6 protein-coding genes are annotated in these 17,495 nt (G+C 66.1%); 3 read left to right on the top strand and 3 right to left on the bottom strand.

From position 1 onward, the window contains the following. Positions 1–8 precede the first annotated feature (8 nt). From bvgS to LK409_RS13265, 3 genes are all read right to left on the bottom strand, one after another. Positions 9–3,725: a virulence factors two-component system sensor histidine kinase BvgS gene (bvgS, locus tag LK409_RS13275; protein WP_010928858.1), complete on the bottom strand. Its 3,717-nt coding sequence runs from the start codon at positions 3,723–3,725 to the stop codon at positions 9–11. Between the two features lie 8 nt (positions 3,726–3,733). Continuing rightward, a complete protein-coding gene (gene bvgA / locus LK409_RS13270; protein WP_010930609.1) occupies positions 3,734–4,363 on the bottom strand; it encodes a virulence response regulator transcription factor BvgA in 630 nt (209 codons plus the stop codon). A 311-nt stretch (positions 4,364–4,674) separates the two neighbouring features. Next, entirely contained in the window at positions 4,675–4,824 is a 150-nt protein-coding gene (locus tag LK409_RS13265) for a hypothetical protein (protein ID WP_162096902.1), read from the bottom strand. On the opposite strand from LK409_RS13265, the gene fhaB reads away from it, so the two are divergent. The 3 genes from fhaB to fimB all read left to right on the top strand — a co-directional run bounded on the left by fhaB (position 4,789) and on the right by fimB (position 17,492). Beyond that, complete coding sequence (gene fhaB, locus LK409_RS13260; RefSeq protein ID WP_010928856.1) at positions 4,789–15,567, top strand: filamentous hemagglutinin/adhesin; 10,779 nt, start codon at positions 4,789–4,791, stop codon at positions 15,565–15,567. The genes LK409_RS13265 and fhaB overlap by 36 nt on opposite strands. 347 nt (positions 15,568–15,914) lie before the next feature. Continuing rightward, positions 15,915–16,508, top strand: coding sequence for a fimbrial protein (locus LK409_RS13255; RefSeq protein ID WP_226376424.1), 594 nt, complete (start codon positions 15,915–15,917; stop codon positions 16,506–16,508). A 249-nt stretch (positions 16,509–16,757) separates the two neighbouring features. Beyond that, positions 16,758–17,492 (top strand): molecular chaperone FimB, encoded by a 735-nt coding sequence (gene fimB, locus LK409_RS13250; protein ID WP_138142578.1) that lies wholly within the window; start codon positions 16,758–16,760, stop codon positions 17,490–17,492. Positions 17,493–17,495: the final 3 nt, after the last annotated feature.

The following is a 17,495-nucleotide window of genomic DNA, read 5'->3' as shown; positions in this document are numbered from 1 at the left end:
TCGTGGCTTCAGGGCTGGCCTTGATGCGGCCGTTGCTCCAGCCAGGCGCGTAGTTGCGTCTCCAGCGCGGCGGACTGCGCCGCAAGCGTACGTACCAGGCCGTCGATTTCGGGCGAGGGGCCAGCCTGGCCTTGCGCTTTTTTCTCCAGCGCCAGCGCAGTGTCTATCATGGCCTTGGCATCGACCACGCGCGCGCCGCCGGCCAGCCTGTGCGCCATGTCCGAGACCTTCGGCCAATCGGCCTGCTGGTGCAGCTTCTGCAATTGATCGACGTCCGCCCGGTTGGTGCGAATCACTTCTTCGAGCAATTGCCGGATCAGCGCCTCGTCGTTCTGCGTCAGGGCAAGAATCGACTCGGCCGAGAACGCCGCCGGGGTGGCGTCGTGCGTGGCCGGCGCGGCAGCCTGGGGCGAGGGGGGCGTGGGGAGCGCGGCCCGTGCCGCGGCTTCGTTCAAGCGTTGCCGCAAGGCGTCCACGCCGATCGGCTTGAACAGGCAGTCGTCCATGCCGGCGGCGCGGCAGCGCTGCGCTTCGTCCATCTGCGCCGAAGCCGTGAAGCCGAACAGAATGCACCGCGTACGTCCGTAACCGGGCGCGGCCTCGGCGGCGCGTATGCGGCGCGCCAATTCGTAGCCGTTGATACCGGGCATGTTGCAATCGGTGATCACGACGTCGAACGCATGCTCGTGCCACAGGGCCAGGGCGGCTTCGCCGGAGTCGGCGGCGACGACACGCTGGCCCAGGTAGTCCAGCTGCTGGCGCAGCAGCATCAGGTTGGGCTTGTGGTCATCGACGACCAGCACGCGCAGCGATACCTGCGGCTTGGACGGCGTGGCCTGAGCGGCCGCAGCGGGCGGCGTGGCCTGCGCGGATTTTTCGATCATGGTCAGCCTCAGGTCCACCGAAACCGTTGTGCCCACGCCTGGCGCGCTGCGCATGACCAGCGTTCCCCCCATCAATTCGACGAGGCGGCGGCTGATGGACAGGCCCAGGCCAGTGCCCGGCGCCGGCCCGGCCTCGGCGCTGCCACCCACCTGCGAGAACGGTTTGAACAGCTGCCGTTGGTCGGCCTCGCTGATGCCGCAGCCGGTGTCGCTCACGCTGAACTGCACGTGCGCGGCCTCGCCGTCGGGGCGCGCGGTTACGGTAAGGACAACCTGGCCTTCGGTGGTGAACTTGATGGCGTTGCCCACCAGGTTCGAGAGCACTTGCTTCATGCGCAAGGGGTCTATCAATACATCGTCCACGCCCACGATGTCGGTCTTCAATACCAGCTCTATGCCTTTCTGGCGCGCCAATCCATCGAAGAGGCGGATCGCCCCTTCGGGCAGGGCGCGCAGCGCCGTGCGCACCGGCGCCAGGTCGAATTTTCCCGCCTCGATCTTCGCAATGTCCAGGATGTCGCCTATCAGCTCCAGCAGGCTGCGGGCCGAGTCGTACGCGACCTGGATGGACTGGCGGTCCGGCTCCTGGTCGGCCGGACGGAGCAGCGCCAGCTCCAGCATGCCGATGATCGCGTTCATCGGCGTGCGGATCTCGTGGCTCATCGTTGCCAGGAACGTGGTCTTGGCCCGGTTGGCGGCGTCGGCGCTTTCCTTGGCGTCGTGCAGCTCGCGCAGCAGCTCGGCGCGTTCGGTAATGTCGATCCAGCCGCCGATGATGCCCTTGAGTTCGCCCAGCGAGTCGCCGTACGGAACCGTCCACTGGTAGACATGGCGGGTGCGGCCGTGCAGCGTGACATCGCGGTCCTCGAAGCGCGGCTCGCGCTCGGCGGCCATGCGCGTGAGCAGGAACTCGTGCATCTCGCGAGCCAGCGCCGGGTCGCCCACCACGTTGGCCTCCGGGATGGTCTTGCCCAGTACCGCATCGGCAGTCACGCCAAAGGTGTCGAGGTAGGCGTCATTGCACAACAGCATGCGGCCTTCCTTATCGCGCACATAGATGGGGTTGGGCGTGCCGTCGATGAGCACGCGCATGAATTCCAGCTGGTCGTTCAGCGCCCGCTCGGCCCGCTTGCGCTGGCGGATCTGGCGCCGCAGGTAGACGATCCAGCTCAGGAACAGCAGGGCCGACAACAGGCCCAGCCCGATCAGCAGGTAGATCTCGTTGCGGTAGGCGTACCAGGTGCGCGGATCGCCGTCGCTGCCGCGCCAGCGGCTGACGATGGAGGCGAGTTCGTCGTTCGAAATGCTGTAGAGCGCCTTGTTCAGGATGGATATCAGCTCGGTCTGGCCGCGCGCCGTCGCCAGCGCGATCTCGGCCGGCGGCAGGTCCAGCGCCGAGGCAATGCGCAGTTTTCCGGCGAAGTAGCGGTTGACGTAGTAGCTGGCGCTGATCTGCGTCTGCACGACGGCGTCGGCCTGGCCATCGGCCACCAGCAGCATGGCTTCGGTCGGGTTGTCGGCGGTCACGACCTTCGCCTGGGGATAGCGCTGCTGCAGGAGCGGGATGGCGGCGCTGTTGCGCACCATCGCAATCGTGCGGCCGTCGAGGTGATCGGCGTCGGCGGGCGCGGCGGGGTCCTGGCGCGTGACGATCACCATGCCATTGCGCACATACGGCCGGCTGAAGCTGAGGACGGATTCCCGCGCGGCATTGACGAACAGGGCGCCGGCCATGTCGGCTTCGCCCGAGCGCAGCTTGGCGATCAGCTCCTCGACCGTGTCGACGCCGATGATCTGGAAATCCAGGCCGGTGCGCAACTGCAGCAGTTGCAGCACGGCGGCACTGATGCCGCCGAACTGTTCATCGGTGCGAAACAGGGTGAAGGGCGCGAACAGGTTCAGGACCGCCACCTTGACGACCGGATGGTTTGCCATCCACTGCTGCTCGCGCGCTGAATAGGCGGGGCGCGCGAAATCGAGCGAAATGCTGCTGCCCAGGCCCCAGCGGTAGATCAGGCTGCGGCGCTCGGAGGCCGGAATGGCTTCGAGCACGGCATTGACCACCCGCAGCAGGCGGGTATTGTCGGCGCGCACGCCGAAGGATTCCCCGCCCGTCACGATCTGGGCCGGGGCGACGACGCGAACGTCGTTGAAGTAGCTTTGCGAAACGAGGTGCGAGGTGGTCAGCGCATCGCCGATGAACACGTCGGCTTGTCCATAGGCCACCGCGGCCAGCGCCTGCTCGGACGATGGGAAGTAATGCAGCGTTGCCTGGGGATAGGCCTGCTGCAGCGTTTCCCTGGGCAAGTAGTTGGCGTCAACCGCCAACCGCTGGCCTGCCAGGTCCGCGGGCGGAGCGCGGCGCGCGCCGATGGGCATGACCAGCACCGGGTGGTCGGCCGCGTAGGGAACACTCAGGCGCAGGCTCTGCAGCCGGCCCTCGATGCCATTGACGGTGCCGATGAGGTCGATCTGTCCGCTTTCCAGTGCGCCGACGGCTTGCTCGCGCGTGGGGTAGCGCAGCACTTTTGCCTGGACGCCCAGGTTGTGCGCGATGATCGCCATATAGTCGGCCGTCAGGCCTTCGTAGCGCTCGTCATAGGTGACGTCGAACGGGGGAATGTCCGGCGCGTACACGCCCAGCGTCAGCACCCGCTTGCGCGCCAGCCAGCGCCAGTCGTCGCCGTCGAGCGCGATCTCGACGTCGGGAACGGCAGCCTTGCCGACCAGGGTCAGCTCCTGGCTTGCCTGCGCGGGCGCCCATGCCAGCAAAGCCCATACCAATAGCGCCTGAGCCAGGCAGATCAGACTGCGGGGGTACAGGCGGTGCGGGGCGGGCATGCGCGGCGCTAGGCGAGATTGTTGCGTTTGGCGAGGTCTATCAGTTCCACCAGCGACGTGGCGTTCAGCTTCTGCAGCAGGCGCGTCTTGTAGGTGCTGACGGTCTTGTTGCTGAGGAACATGCTGTCGGCGATGTCCTTGTTGGACATGCCTTGCGCCAGCAGTTGTAGGACGGTCAGTTCGCGGTTGGACAACACGCTGATGAGCGTACTGTCGCTCTTGGCGTTGTCGCCCATGCGCATCTCGCTGAGCGTGGTGCTGGGGAAGTAGGTGTAGCCGGCCATCACCGCCTTGGCGGCATTGATGACCTCGTGCAGGTTCTCGTGTTTGCACACGAAGCCTGCGGCGCCGGAGTTCAGGCAGCGGCGGGCGAACAGCGAAGGCGGCTGGCCGGTCAGCACCAGAACGCGCAGCGGCAACCCCAGCGATTGCAGCCGGGCGATGACTTCCAGCCCGTCCAGCTTGGGAATGCCGATGTCGAGTACGACGAGGTTGGGAATTTTCTCGCGGGCGATCTTGAGCCCGTCGATACCGTTATCGGTTTCGCCGATGACTTCGAATCCTTCCTTTTCCATCAGGACCCGGACGGCGAATCTCAGTACAGGGTGATCGTCAATGATGAGGACTTTGTTGTACATGATAAGAAGAATATGCTTTAAGTTTCGTGGCGAGAAAAAAATCCTGCAACGCATAATGCATTGATGCGTCAAAGGAATGGCTGCGAAATTTCATATTCTCCTATACGTCAGCAAGCGACGATACGGGCATGAGTGCTGCTAAACGGTATCCTACGCCAAAATAGGAAAATTCTGAATTCCCGCGCTGGCGCCCGCGGCGAGCCAGGGGAGTGGGTTGTCGGCGCGCGCCCATGTGTGCCGCACGGGTTTGATGGTTGGTATAGGAATTTTCCTACAAGTCATGCAGAAATATCCGCTGATGGATGGGCGCATTACTGACTGACGAAGTGCTGAGGTTTATCCAGACTACTACGCTGGATTTCAAAACCTAAAACGAGCAGGCCGATAACGGATTCTGCCGATTGCTTCACTTCGCTGGTCGGAATATGAACACGAACCTGTATAGGCTGGTCTTCAGCCATGTTCGCGGCATGCCTGTTCCCGTGAGCGAGCATTGCACCGTCGGAAACACCTCCTGCGGGCGCACGCGTGGTCAAGCGCGAAGCGGGGCCCGCGCCACGAGCCTGTCCGTAGCGCCCAACGCGCTGGCCTGGGCCCTGATGTTGGCGTGTGCGGGCCTTCCGTTAGGAACGCACGCCCAGGGCTTGGTTCCTCAGGGGCAGACACAGGTGCTGCAGGGCGGCAACAAGGTTCCCGTTGTCAATATCGCCAACCCAAATTCCGGCGGCGTCTCGCACAACAAGTTCCAGCAGTTCAACGTCGCCAACCCTGGCGTGGTCTTCAACAACGGCCTGACCGACGGCGTATCCAGGATCGGCGGGGCGCTGACCAAGAACCCCAACCTGACTCGCCAGGCCTCGGCCATTCTTGCCGAAGTCACGGGCACTTCGCCCAGCCGCCTGGCCGGTACGCTCGAAGTCTATGGCAAGGGCGCCGACCTCATCATCGCCAACCCCAACGGCATCAGCGTCAACGGCCTGAGCACGCTCAACGCCAGCAACCTGACGCTCACGACGGGTCGTCCCAGCGTCAACGGCGGCCGCATCGGCCTTGATGTCCAACAGGGCACCGTCACGATCGAACGAGGCGGCGTCAATGCTACCGGCCTGGGCTATTTCGACGTGGTGGCGCGCCTGGTCAAGCTGCAGGGCGCCGTGTCGACCGAGCAGGGCAAGCCCCTGGCCGATATCGCGGTGGTCGCCGGCGCCAACCGGTACGACCACGCAACCCGCCGCGCCACGCCGATCGCCGCAGGCGCGCGCGGCGCCGCCGCTGGCGCCTACGCGATCGACGGCACGGCGGCGGGCGCCATGTACGGCAAGCACATCACGCTGGTGTCCAGCGATTCAGGCCTGGGCGTGCGCCAGCTCGGCAGCCTGTCCTCGTCATCGGCCATCACCGTGTCGTCGCAGGGCGAAATCGCGCTGGGCGATGCCACGGTCCAGCGCGGCCCGCTCAGCCTCAAGGGCGCGGGGGCCGTGTCGGCCGGCAAACTGGCTTCCGGTGGCGCGGTGAGCGTCGCGGGCGGCGGGGCGGTGACGGTCGCGTCGGCCAGCAGCGTTGGAAACCTCGCGGTGCAAGGCGGCGGCAAGGTGCAGGCCACGCTGTTGAATGCCGGGGGGACGTTGCAGGTGTCGGGCCGCCAGGCCGTCCAGCTTGGTACGGCGAGCAGCCGCCAGGTGCTGTCCGTGAACGCGGGCGGCGCCCTCAAGGCGGACCAGCTGTCGGCGACGCGGCGGCTCGACGTGGACGGCAAGCAGGCCGTCACGCTGGGTTCGGCCGCCAGCCGCAATGCGCTGTCGGTGCGTGCCGGCGGCGCCCTCAAGGCGGACCAGCTGTCGGCGACGCGGCGGCTCGACGTGGACGGCAAGCAGGCCGTCACGCTGGGTTCGGTTGCGAGCGACGGTGCGCTGTTGGTAAGCGCTGGCGGGAACCTGCAGGCGAAACAATTGGTCTCCAATGCCGGACTGGACGTGCGCGGCCAGCGGGAGGTTTCGCTGGAAGCGGCGTCCAGCGTGCGCGGCATGACCGTGGCTGCCGCAGGAACATTGGCGGCCCGCAATCTGCAGTCCAAGGGCGCCATCCGCATACAGGGCGGACAGGCGGTCAGCGTGGCCAACGCGAACAGCGACGCGGAACTGCACGTGTCCGGGCGCGGCCAGGTGGATCTGGGCGATCTGAGCGCAGCGCGCGGCGCGGATATCACCGGCGAGCAACGCGTCAGCATCGGCCGTGCGCACAGCGATGGCGATGTGAATGTCGCCGCGCGCGGCGCCTTGTCGATCGATAGCATGACGGCCCTCGGTGCGATCGGCGTCCAGGCAGGCGACAGCGTGTCGGCCAAGGATATGCGCAGCCGTGGTGCCGTCACAGTCAGCGGCGGCGGCTCCGTCAACCTGGGCGATGTCCAGTCGGATGGGCAGGTCCGCGCCACCAGCGCGGGCGCCATGACGGTGCGAGACGCCGCGGCTGCCGCCGACCTTGCGCTGCAGGCCGGCGGCGCATTGCAGGCCGGATTCCTGAAATCGGCCGGCGCCATGACCGTGAACGGCCGCGATGCGGTGCGACTGGATGGCGCGCAGGCGGGCGGGCAACTGCGGGTTTCCAGCGACGGGCAGGCTGCGTTGGGCAGTCTCGCGGCCAAGGGCGCGCTGACGGTATCGGCCGCGCGCGCGGCGACCGTGGCCGAGTTGAAGTCGCTGGACAGCATCTCCGTGACGGGCGGCGAACGCGTATCGGTTCAGAGCGTCAACAGCGCGTCCAGGGTTGCCATTTCGGCGCATGGCGCGCTGGAGGTAGGCAAGGTTTCCGCCAAGAGCGGTATCGGGATCGAAGGCTGGGGCGCGGTCGCAGCGGACTCCCTCGGTTCCGACGGCGCGATCAGCGTGTCCGGGCGCGATGCGGTCAGGGTCGATCACGCCCGCAGTCTTGCCGACATTTCGCTGGGGGCGGAAGGCGGCGCCACGCTGGGCGCGGTGGAGGCCGCCGGTTCGATCGACGTGCGCGGCGGATCCACGGTGGCGGCGAACTCGCTGCGCGCCAATCGCGACGTTCGGGTCAGCGGCAAGGACGCGGTGCGCGTAACGGCCGCCACCAGCGGGGGCGGTCTGCATGTGTCGAGCGGCCGCCAGCTCGATCTGGGCGCCGTGCAGGCGCGCGGCGCGCTGGCCCTGGACGGCGGCGCCGGCGTGGCGCTGCAATCGGCCAAGGCTGGCGGCACGTTGCATGTGCAGGGTGGCGAGCACCTGGATCTGGGCACGTTGGCTGCTGTAGGGGCCGTGGACGTCAATGGCACGGGAGACGTGCGCGTTGCGAAGCTGGTGAGCGATGCAGGCGCCGATCTGCAAGCGGGGCGCTCCATGACGCTGGGTACCGTCGACACGACCGGCGATCTGCAGGCACGCGCGCAGCAGGCGCTGGAGCTCGGGTCGGTCAAGACCGAGGGCGGCCTTCAGGCCGCCGCCGGCGGGGCCCTCAGCCTGGCGGCGGCGGAAGTCGCAGGGGCGCTGGAGCTCTCGGGCCACGGCGTCACCGTGGACCGGGCCAGCGCCAGCCGGGCACGCATCGACAGCACCGGTTCGGTCGGCATCGGCGCGCTGAAGGCAGGCGCTGTCGAGGCCGCTTCGCCACGGCGGGCGCGCCGCGCGCTGCGGCAGGATTTCTTCACGCCCGGCAGCCTGGTGGTCCGCGCCCAGGGCAATGTCACGGTCGGGCGCGGCGATCCGCATCAGGGCGTGCTGGCCCAGGGCGACATCGTCATGGATGCGAAGGGCGGCACCTTGCTGCTGCGCAACGACGTCTTGACCGAGAACGGGACGGTCACCATATCGGCCGATTCGGCCGTGCTCGAGCATTCCACCATCGAGAGCAAGATCAGCCAGAGCGCGCTGGCTGCCAAGGGGGACAAGGGCAAGCCGGCGGTGTCGGTGAAGGTCGCGAAGAAGCTGTTTCTCAATGGTACGTTGCGGGCCGTCAACGACAACGAGGAAACCATACCCGGGCGCCAGATCGACGTCGTGGACGGACGTCCGCAGATCACCGACGCGGTCACGGGCGAAGAGCGTAAGGACGAATCGGTTGTGTCCGACGCCGCGCTCGTGGCCGATGGCGGTCCGATCGTGGTCGAGGCCGGCGAGCTGGTCAGCCATGCCGGCGGTATCGGCAACGGCCGCAACAAGGGGAATGGCGCCAGCGTCACCGTGCGCACGACTGGCAACCTGGTCAACAAGGGCTACATCTCGGCCGGCAAGCAGGGTGTGCTCGAGGTGGGCGGCGCCTTGACGAACGAGTTCCTGGTCGGCTCGGACGGCACCCAGCGCATCGAGGCGCAGCGCATCGAGAACAGGGGCACCTTCCAGAGCCAGGCTCCGTCCGGCACGGCCGGCGCCCTGGTGGTCAAGGCTGCCGAGGCCATCGTGCACGACGGTGTCATGGCTACCGAAGGCGAGATGCAGATCGCCGGCAAGGGCGGCGGGTCTCCGGCCGTCACCGCCGGCGCAAAGGCGACGACCAGCGCGAACAAGCTGAGCGTCGACGTGGCGAGCTGGGACAACGCGGGACGCCTGGATATCAAGAAGGGCGGCGCGCAGGTCACGGTGGCCGGGCGTTATGCCGAGCACGGCAAGGTTTCGATACAGGGCGATTACACGGTCTCGGCCGACGCCATCGCGCTGGCGGCGCAGATCACCCAGCGTGGCGGCGCCGCGAACCTGACCTCGCGGCACGATACCCGTTTCTCCAACAACATTCGCCTGATGGGGCCGTTGCAGGTCAACGCTGGCGGCGCGGTGTCCAATACCGACAGTCTGAAAGTGCGCGAGGGCGTGAGCGTGACGGCGGCGTCGTTCGACAACGAGGCCGGGGCCGAGGTCATGGCCAAGAGCGCCGCGCTAACGACTTCCGGGGCCGTGCGCAACGCGGGCAAGATGCAAGTCAAGGAGGCCGCCACGATCGTTGCCGCCAGTGTTTCCAATCCCGGCACATTCACGGCCGGCAAGGATCTCACTGTTACCTCGCGTGGAGGATTCGACAACGACGGCAAGATGGAGTCCAACAAGGACATCGTCATCAAGGCGGAACAGTTCGGCAATGCCGGGGTTCTCGATGCCAAGCATGATCTGACGGTCACGGCGAGCGGGCAGGCGGACAACCGGGGCAGCCTGAAGGCCGGCCACGATTTCACGGTGCAGGCCCAGCGTATCGACAACAGCGGAACCATGGCCGCCGGCCACGACGCCACGCTGAAGGCGCCGCACCTGCGCAATACGGGGCAGATCGTGGCGGGACACGACATCCATATCATCAACAGCGCCAAGCTGGAGAACACTGGGCGCGTGGATGCGCGCAACGACATCGCTCTGGATGTGGCGGATTTCACCAACACGGGATCCCTCTACGCCGAGCATGACGCGACGCTGAGGCTTGCGCAAGGCACGCAGCGCGATCTGGTGGTGGACCAGGATCATATCCTGCCGGTGGCGGAGGGGACGTTACGCGTCAAGGCCAAGTCGCTGGCCACCGAAATCGAGACCGGAAATCCCGGCAGCCTGATCGCCGAGGTGCAGGAAAATATCGACAACAAGCAGGCCATCGTCGTCGGTAAGGACCTGACGCTGAGTTCGGCGCACGGCAACGTGGCCAACGAAGCGAACGCGCTGCTGTGGGCCGCCGGGGACCTGACCGTCAAGGCGCAGAACATCACCAATGAACGGGCCGCGCTGATCGAGGCGGGCGGCAACGCCAGGCTGACGGCGGCCGTTGCCTTGCTCAACAAGCTGGGCCGCATTCGCGCGGGCGAGGACATGCATCTGGATGCGCCGCGCATCGAGAACACCGCGAAACTGAGCGGCGAGGTGCAACGCAAAGGCGTGCAGGACGTCGGGGGAGGCGAGTACGGCCGCTGGAGCGGTATCGGCTATGTCAACTACTGGTTGCGCGCCGGCAATGGGAGGAAGAAGGCGGGAACCATCGCCGCGCCGTGGTATGGCGGTGATCTGACGGCGGAACAGTCGCTCATCGAGGTCGGCAAGGATCTCTATCTGAATGCCGGGGCGCGCAAGGACGAGCATCGCCATCTGCTCAATGAAGGCGTGATCCAGGCGGGCGGCCATGGCCACATCGGCGGCGACGTGGACAACCGGTCGGTGGTGCGCACCGTGTCCGCCATGGAGTATTTCAAGACGCCTCTCCCGGTGAGCCTGACTGCCCTGGACAATCGTGCCGGCTTGTCTCCGGCGACCTGGAACTTCAACTCCACGTATGAACTCCTGGATTATCTGCTGGACCAGAATCGCCACGAGTACATTTGGGGGGTGTATCCGACCTACACCGAATGGTCGGTCAATACGCTGAAGAACCTCAACCTGGGCTACCAGGCCAAGCCGGCTCCCACCGCGCCGCCGATGCCCAAGATGCCCACGCTCGATCTGCGCGGGCACACGCTGGAGTCGGCCGAAGGCCGGAAGATCTTTGCCGAGTATAAGAAGCAGCAAGGCGAGTACGAGAAGGCGAAGGCGGCCGTCCAGGCCGTGGAGGCTTACGGCGAGGCCACTCGGCGCGTCCATGATCAGCTGGGCCAACGTTATGGTAAGGCCCTGGGCGGAATGGACGCCGAGACCAAGGAGGTCGACGGCATCATCCAGGCGTTTGCCGCGGATCTGCGAACGGTCTATGCGAAGCAGGCCGGCCAGGCGAGCATCGATGCAGAGACGGATAAGGTCGCCCAGCGCTACAAGTCGCAGATCGACGCGGTGCGGCTGGAGGCGATCCAGCCTGGCCGGGTCATGCTGGCCAAGGCGCTGTCGGCGGCGCTGGGAGCCGACTGGCGTGCGCTGGGCCACGCCGAATTGATGCAGCGCTGGAAGGATTTCAAGGCGGGCAAGCGCGGCGCGAACATCGCGTTCTATCCCAAGGAACAGACCGTGCTGGCCGCCGGCGCCGGGCTGACCCTGTCCAACGGGGCGGTCCACAACGGCGAGAACGCCGCGCAGAATCGCGGCCGGCCGGAAAACCTGAAAATCGGCGCACATTCGGCGACTTCGGTGGGTGGCTCGTTCGACGCCTTGCGCGACGTGGGGCTGGAAAAGCGGCTGGATATCGACGATGCGGTGGCTGCCGTGCTCGTGAATCCGCATATTTTCACGCGGATCGGGGGGGCGGCCCAGGGGGCACTTGCCGACGCCGCCGCAGGGCCGGCGCTGGCGCGCCAGGTCAGGCAAGCGCCGGGGACCGACGGCATGGTGGATACGCGAGGGCTGGGCAGCGCCGACGCGCTCGCTTCCCTGGCCAGCCTGGACGCGGCGCAAGGGCTGGAGGTATCCGGCAGGCGCAATGCGCAGGTGGCCGACGCCCGGCTTGCCGGGCCGAGCGCCGTCGCGGCGTCGGCCGTCGGGGCGGCCGATGTCGGCGTGGAGCCTGTCGCGGGGGACCAGGTCGACCAGCCTGTCGTGGCGGTCGGGCTCGAGCAGCCTGCCGCGGCGGTCCGGGTCGCGCCGCCAGCCGTCGCGTTGCCGCGGCCGCTGTTCGAAACCCGCATCAAGTTTATCGACCAGAGCAAATTCTACGGCTCGCGTTATTTCTTCGAACAGATCGGCTACCAGCCCGATCGCGCCGCGCGGGTGGCGGGCGACAACTATTTCGATACCACGCTGGTGCGCGAGCAGGTGCGGCGCGCCCTGGGTGGCTACGAAAGCCGCTTGCCCGTGCGCGGTGTCGCGTTGGTGGCCAAGCTGATGGATTCGGCCGGGACGGTCGGCAAGGCGCTGGGCCTGAAGGTGGGTGTCGCGCCGACCGCGCAGCAGCTCAAGCAGGCGGACCGCGATTTCGTCTGGTACGTGGATACCGTGATCGACGGCCAGAAGGTCCTCGCTCCCCGGCTGTACCTGACCGAGGCGACGCGCCAGGGCATCACGGATCAGTACGCCGGCGGCGGGGCGCTGATTGCCTCCGGTGGCGACGTGAACGTCGACACGAACGGCCATGACGTCAGTTCGCTCAACGGGCTGATCCAGGGCAAGCGCGTCAAGGTGGATGCCGGCAAGGGCCGTGTCCTGGTGGCCGACAGCAAGGGGATGGGCAGCGGCATCGAGGCCGACGAAGAAGTCGACGTCTCAGGCCGGGATATCGACATCGAGGGCGGCAAGCTGCGCGGCAAGGATGTCAGGCTCAAGGCCGACACGGTCAAGGTCGCGACCTCGATGCGTTACGACGGCAAGGGCAGGCTGGCGGCGCGCGGCGACGGCGCCCTGGATGCCCAAGGCGGCCAGCTGCATATCGAGGCCAAGCGCCTGGAGACGGCCGGCGCGACGCTCAAGGGCAGCAAGGTGAAGCTGGATGTCGATGACGTCAAGCTGGGCGGCGTGTACGAGGCGGGGTCCAGCTACGAGAACAAGAGCTCGACGCCGCTGGGCAGCCTGTTCGCCATCCTGTCGTCGACGACGGAAACCAACCAGTCGGCACGCGCGAACCATTACGGTACGCGCATCGAAGCCGGCACGCTGGAAGGAAAGATGCAGAACCTGGAGATCGAGGGCGGTTCGGTCGAGGCCGCGCATACGGACCTGTCCGTGGCGCGCGACGCGAGGTTCAAGGCCGCCGCGGATTTCGCGCACGCCGAGCACGAGAAGGATGTGCGCCAACTGTCCCTCGATGCCAAGGTGGGGGCCGGCGGCTACGAGGCGGGTTTCAGCCTGGGCAGCGAAAGCGGTCTGGAAGCGCACGCCGGCCGCGGTATGACCGCGGGCGCTGAAGTCAAGGTAGGTTATCAGGCATCGCACGAACAGTCCTCGGAAACCGAAAAGTCCTATCGCAACGCGAACCTCAATTTCGGTGGAGGCTCTGTCGAGGCTGGCAACGTCCTGGATATCGGCGGCGCCGACATCAACCGGAACCGGTACGGCGGCGCCGCGAAGGGGAAAGCAGGGGCCGAGGAGGCCCTGCGCATGCGCGCGAAGAAGGTCGAGTCCACCAAGTACGTCAGCGAGCAGACGAGCCAAAGCTCCGGCTGGAGCGTGGAGGTGGCAGCGACGGCCAGTGCCCGTTCCAGCGTGCTGACGGCCGCCACGCGCCTGGGCGACAGCGTGGCGCAGAATGTCGAGGACGGCCGCGAGATCCGCGGCGAGCTGATGGCTGCGCAAGCCGCCGCGGAGGCCACGCAACTGGTAACTGCCGACACGGCGGCGGTGGCACTGAGTGCCGGAATCAGCGCCGACTTCGACAGCAGCCACAGCCGCTCCACCTCGCAGAATACCCAATATCTGGGCGGAAACTTGTCCATCGAGGCCACCGAGGGCGATGCGACGCTGGTGGGCGCGAAGTTCGGTGGTGGCGACCAGGTCAGCTTGAAGGCAGCGAAGAACGTGAACCTCATGGCGGCCGAATCGACCTTCGAATCGCACTCGGAGAGCCACAACTTCCACGCCTCCGCCGACGCGAACCTTGGCGCCAACGCCGTGCAGGGCGCCGTTGGCCTGGGGTTGACTGCGGGCATGGGTACGTCGCATCAGATTACCAACGAAACCGGCAAGACCTATGCCGGAACCTCGGTGGATGCGGCGAACGTGTCGATCGATGCAGGCAAGGATCTGAACCTTTCCGGGTCCCGCGTGCGGGGTAAGCACGTTGTCCTGGATGTCGAGGGCGATATCAATGCGACCAGCAAGCAGGATGAGCGCAACTACAACTCCAGCGGTGGCGGCTGGGATGCCTCGGCAGGCGTGGCGATTCAGAACCGCACGTTGATTGCGCCCGTGGGGTCTGCCGGCTTCAATTTCAATACGGAACACGACAATTCGCGCCTGACCAATGACGGGGCGGCCGGTGTCGTTGCCAGCGACGGGTTGACGGGCCATGTGAAAGGCGACGCCAACCTGACCGGCGCGACCATTGCCGATTTGTCAGACAAGGGCAATCTCAAGGTCGACGGCGCGGTCAACGCGCAGAACCTGAAAGACTACCGCGACAAGGACGGCGGCAGCGGCGGCCTGAACGTGGGCATCTCGTCGACCACGCTGGCGCCCACCGTGGGCGTGGCGTTCGGCAGGGTGGCCGGAGAGGATTATCAGGCCGAGCAGCGCGCCACGATCGACGTCGGTCAAACCAAGGATCCCTCGCGCCTGCAGGTCGGCGGCGGCGTCAAGGGGACCCTCAATCAGGATGCCGCGAAGGCCACGGTCGTTCAGCGCAACAAGCACTGGGCCGGAGGCGGGTCGGAATTCTCGGTGGCAGGCAAGTCACTGAAGAAGAAGAACCAGGTCCGCCCGGTGGAGACGCCGACGCCGGACGCCGTGGATGGACCGCCTAGCCGTCCCACCACGCCGCCTGCGTCGCCGCAGCCGATCCGCGCGACGGTCGAGGTCAGTTCGCCGCCGCCGGTGTCCGTGGCCACGGTGGAAGTCGTGCCGCGGCCGAAGGTCGAAACGGCCCAGCCGCTTCCGCCCCGACCGGTGCCGGCCAAGGCGGTGCCGGTGGCGCCTCCCAAGGTGGAGGTCGCCAAGGTGGAGGTCGTGCCGCGGCCGAAGGTCGAAACGGCTCAGCCGCTTCCGCCGCGGCCGGTGGTGGCCGAGAAGGTGACGACGCCGGCGGTCCAGCCCCAGCTTGCCAAGGTGGAGACGGTGCAGCCGGTGAAGCCCGAAACCGCCAAGCCGTTGCCCAAGCCGCTGCCGGTGGCGAAGGTGACGGAAGCGCCGCCGCCGGTTATGGAGACCGCCCAGCCGCTGCCGCCGGTCAAGCCACAGAAGGCGACCCCTGGCCCCGTGGCTGAGGTTGGCAAGGCTACGGTCACGACGGTGCAGGTGCAGAGTGCGCCGCCCAAGCCGGCCCCGGTGGCCAAGCAGCCCGCGCCTGCACCGAAGCCCAAGCCCAAGCCCAAGCCCAAGGCCGAGCGTCCGAAGCCGGGCAAAACGACGCCCTTGAGCGGGCGCCACGTGGTGCAACAGCAGGTGCAGGTCTTGCAGCGGCAAGCGAGTGACATCAACAACACCAAGAGCCTGCCTGGCGGGAAGCTGCCCAAGCCGGTCACCGTGAAGCTGACAGACGAGAACGGCAAGCCGCAGACGTACACGATCAACCGGCGCGAGGATCTGATGAAGCTCAACGGCAAGGTGCTGTCTACCAAGACGACACTGGGCCTGGAGCAGACCTTCCGCCTGCGGGTCGAGGATATCGGCGGCAAGAACTACCGGGTCTTCTATGAAACCAACAAATAGGTAGTCGCTGCCCGCCGCCGGCCCGGCGCATGGGGATTCGCAGGGTTCTCATGCGCCGGTCAATGCCGGCCAACGGCGCCGCCTTTCCACCCTATTGCAGCCCATCCTTTCGGATGGGCTTTTGTTGAAATTTCCTATAAGATCAATTGAATTAAACTACGCGTAATTGCGCGTAGGACTGCAGGAAAGCTGGATGAGAATTTTTAGAATTCTTCTCGTTGTTGATTTGTTTCCTTCATCTCTAAATGAATATTCTTAGGCATCGGGCTCCATTCCTGGATTCGTTTTTCACGGAGCGCCGATCGCCTGGTTTTCGGATTAACAGGGGTCGATCATGAATCTCAAATTTGCAGGAATCGCACTGGGGCCTGACCGCCTGTGCATTGACATACCAGCATCAGGTTTTCGCGGCGGACGGCACGCTCGTGATTACCGGCGCCATCACCGATACGACGTGCAAGATCAATGGCGCGGAGCCTCCCACCAACATAGCGGTGCAATTGCCGACCATTTCGCGCACCGCGCTCAAGGACGTAGGGTCGACGGCAGGCGGGACAGTTTTTGACGTGAAACTGACCGAGTGTCCGCAGGCATTGAATGGTCAGCAAGTGGGATTGTTCTTCGAACCTGGCGGCACGGTTGACTATACGTCGGGAAATCTGTTTGCGTACCGGGCCGATAGTCAGGGCGTAGAACAGGTGCCGCAGACGAAAGCCGACAACGTGCAATTCCAGCTTGCCAATCTGGATGGTTCCGCCATTCATTTGGGTCGCAACGAGGGTGCGCAGGCTGCTCAGACGTTTCTGGTATCGCAGACGGCAGGGTCGTCGACGTACGGGACGACCCTGCGCTATCTGGCACGCTACATCCGTTCGGGCGCTGGCTCCATCGTTGCGGGGAATCTCCGCAGTCAGGTGGGGTTCTCCGTGATGTATCCGTAGCCCGTGAAAGAGGGGCCACCCATTGCGGGGGGGCCCGGTACGGGATGGTCGGCTTGTCACGAGATTCTTGTTTTCCATTTCTTTCTTTTCACGCGGTCGCAGCGCCAGCTTGATGCATGCAAAGCATCGATAGCTACGAACGGCCGCGATTCTTGAATCATGAATACATACGCTTGTGACGGGGCGCTCGCGCAGAGCCGGCCCCAGGGATGGTTTACGCCTGCATTTACGGTAAAGCGGCAAGGCAGCATGGCGCGCTGGCGCCGGCGGCTGGGCGTCGCGGCGCTGGGCGCCGCCATGCTGGCGAGCCTGGCGCCGGCCGCCCGGGCCAGCCTCGTCATCACGGGTACGCGCGTGATCTACAACGCGGGCTCGCCCGAGACCACGGTGAAGATGAGCAACGAGGGGCAGGCCCCCGCGCTGATGCAGGCATGGATCGATGACGGCAATGCCGAGGCGAAGCCGGACGAAGTCCAGGTGCCGTTCTTCCTGACGCCTCCGCTGGCGCGGGTGGACCCTGGCAAGGGGCAGACCTTGCGCATTTTCTTCAATGGCTACCCGGATGGCAAGACGCTGCCGTCCGACCGCGAATCGGTCTTCTGGCTGAACGTTCTCGAAGTGCCGCCCAAGGCGACGCCCGAGGAAGGCCACGGGGTCCTGCAGCTGACCATCCGCTCGCGCCTGAAGCTGTTCTATCGGCCCAAGGGCCTGCCCGGCAACCCGCTGACGGCCGCCGCCGACCTGACCTTCAAGCGCAAGGCCAACGGCGTGCTGGAGGTGCACAACCCGACGCCGTACTACGTGAACCTGCAAAAGCTGGAGGTGGGCGAGAACGGCGCGCACGGCAGCAAGACGCCGTGGATGCTGGCGCCGCTTTCCTCGGATGAGCTGCGGCTGAAAGGGACGGGGGCCAAGTCGGTGCAGTACTGGGCCATCGACGACTTCGGCGGCGTGACGCCATATCAGGCGGCCATAGCGGACTGACAA

Origin of the sequence: Bordetella parapertussis, assembly GCF_020735925.1 — a bacterium.
Taxonomy (GTDB): Bacteria; Pseudomonadota; Gammaproteobacteria; order Burkholderiales; family Burkholderiaceae_B; genus Bordetella; species Bordetella pertussis.
Note: the sequence above shows the minus strand (reverse complement) of the source record. Positions and strands in the feature narration are given on the sequence as shown.

What these genes read in the sequence shown, in the direction of transcription:
- bvgS (WP_010928858.1), bottom strand. Translation starts at nt 3,725, where the DNA reads ATGCCCGCCCCGCACCGCCTGTACCCCCGCAGTCTGATCTGCCTGGCT.
- bvgA (WP_010930609.1), bottom strand. Translation starts at nt 4,363, where the DNA reads ATGTACAACAAAGTCCTCATCATTGACGATCACCCTGTACTGAGATTC.
- fhaB (WP_010928856.1), top strand. Translation starts at nt 4,789, where the DNA reads ATGAACACGAACCTGTATAGGCTGGTCTTCAGCCATGTTCGCGGCATG.
- LK409_RS13265 (WP_162096902.1), bottom strand. Translation starts at nt 4,824, where the DNA reads ATGGCTGAAGACCAGCCTATACAGGTTCGTGTTCATATTCCGACCAGC.
- fimB (WP_138142578.1), top strand. Translation starts at nt 16,758, where the DNA reads ATGGCGCGCTGGCGCCGGCGGCTGGGCGTCGCGGCGCTGGGCGCCGCC.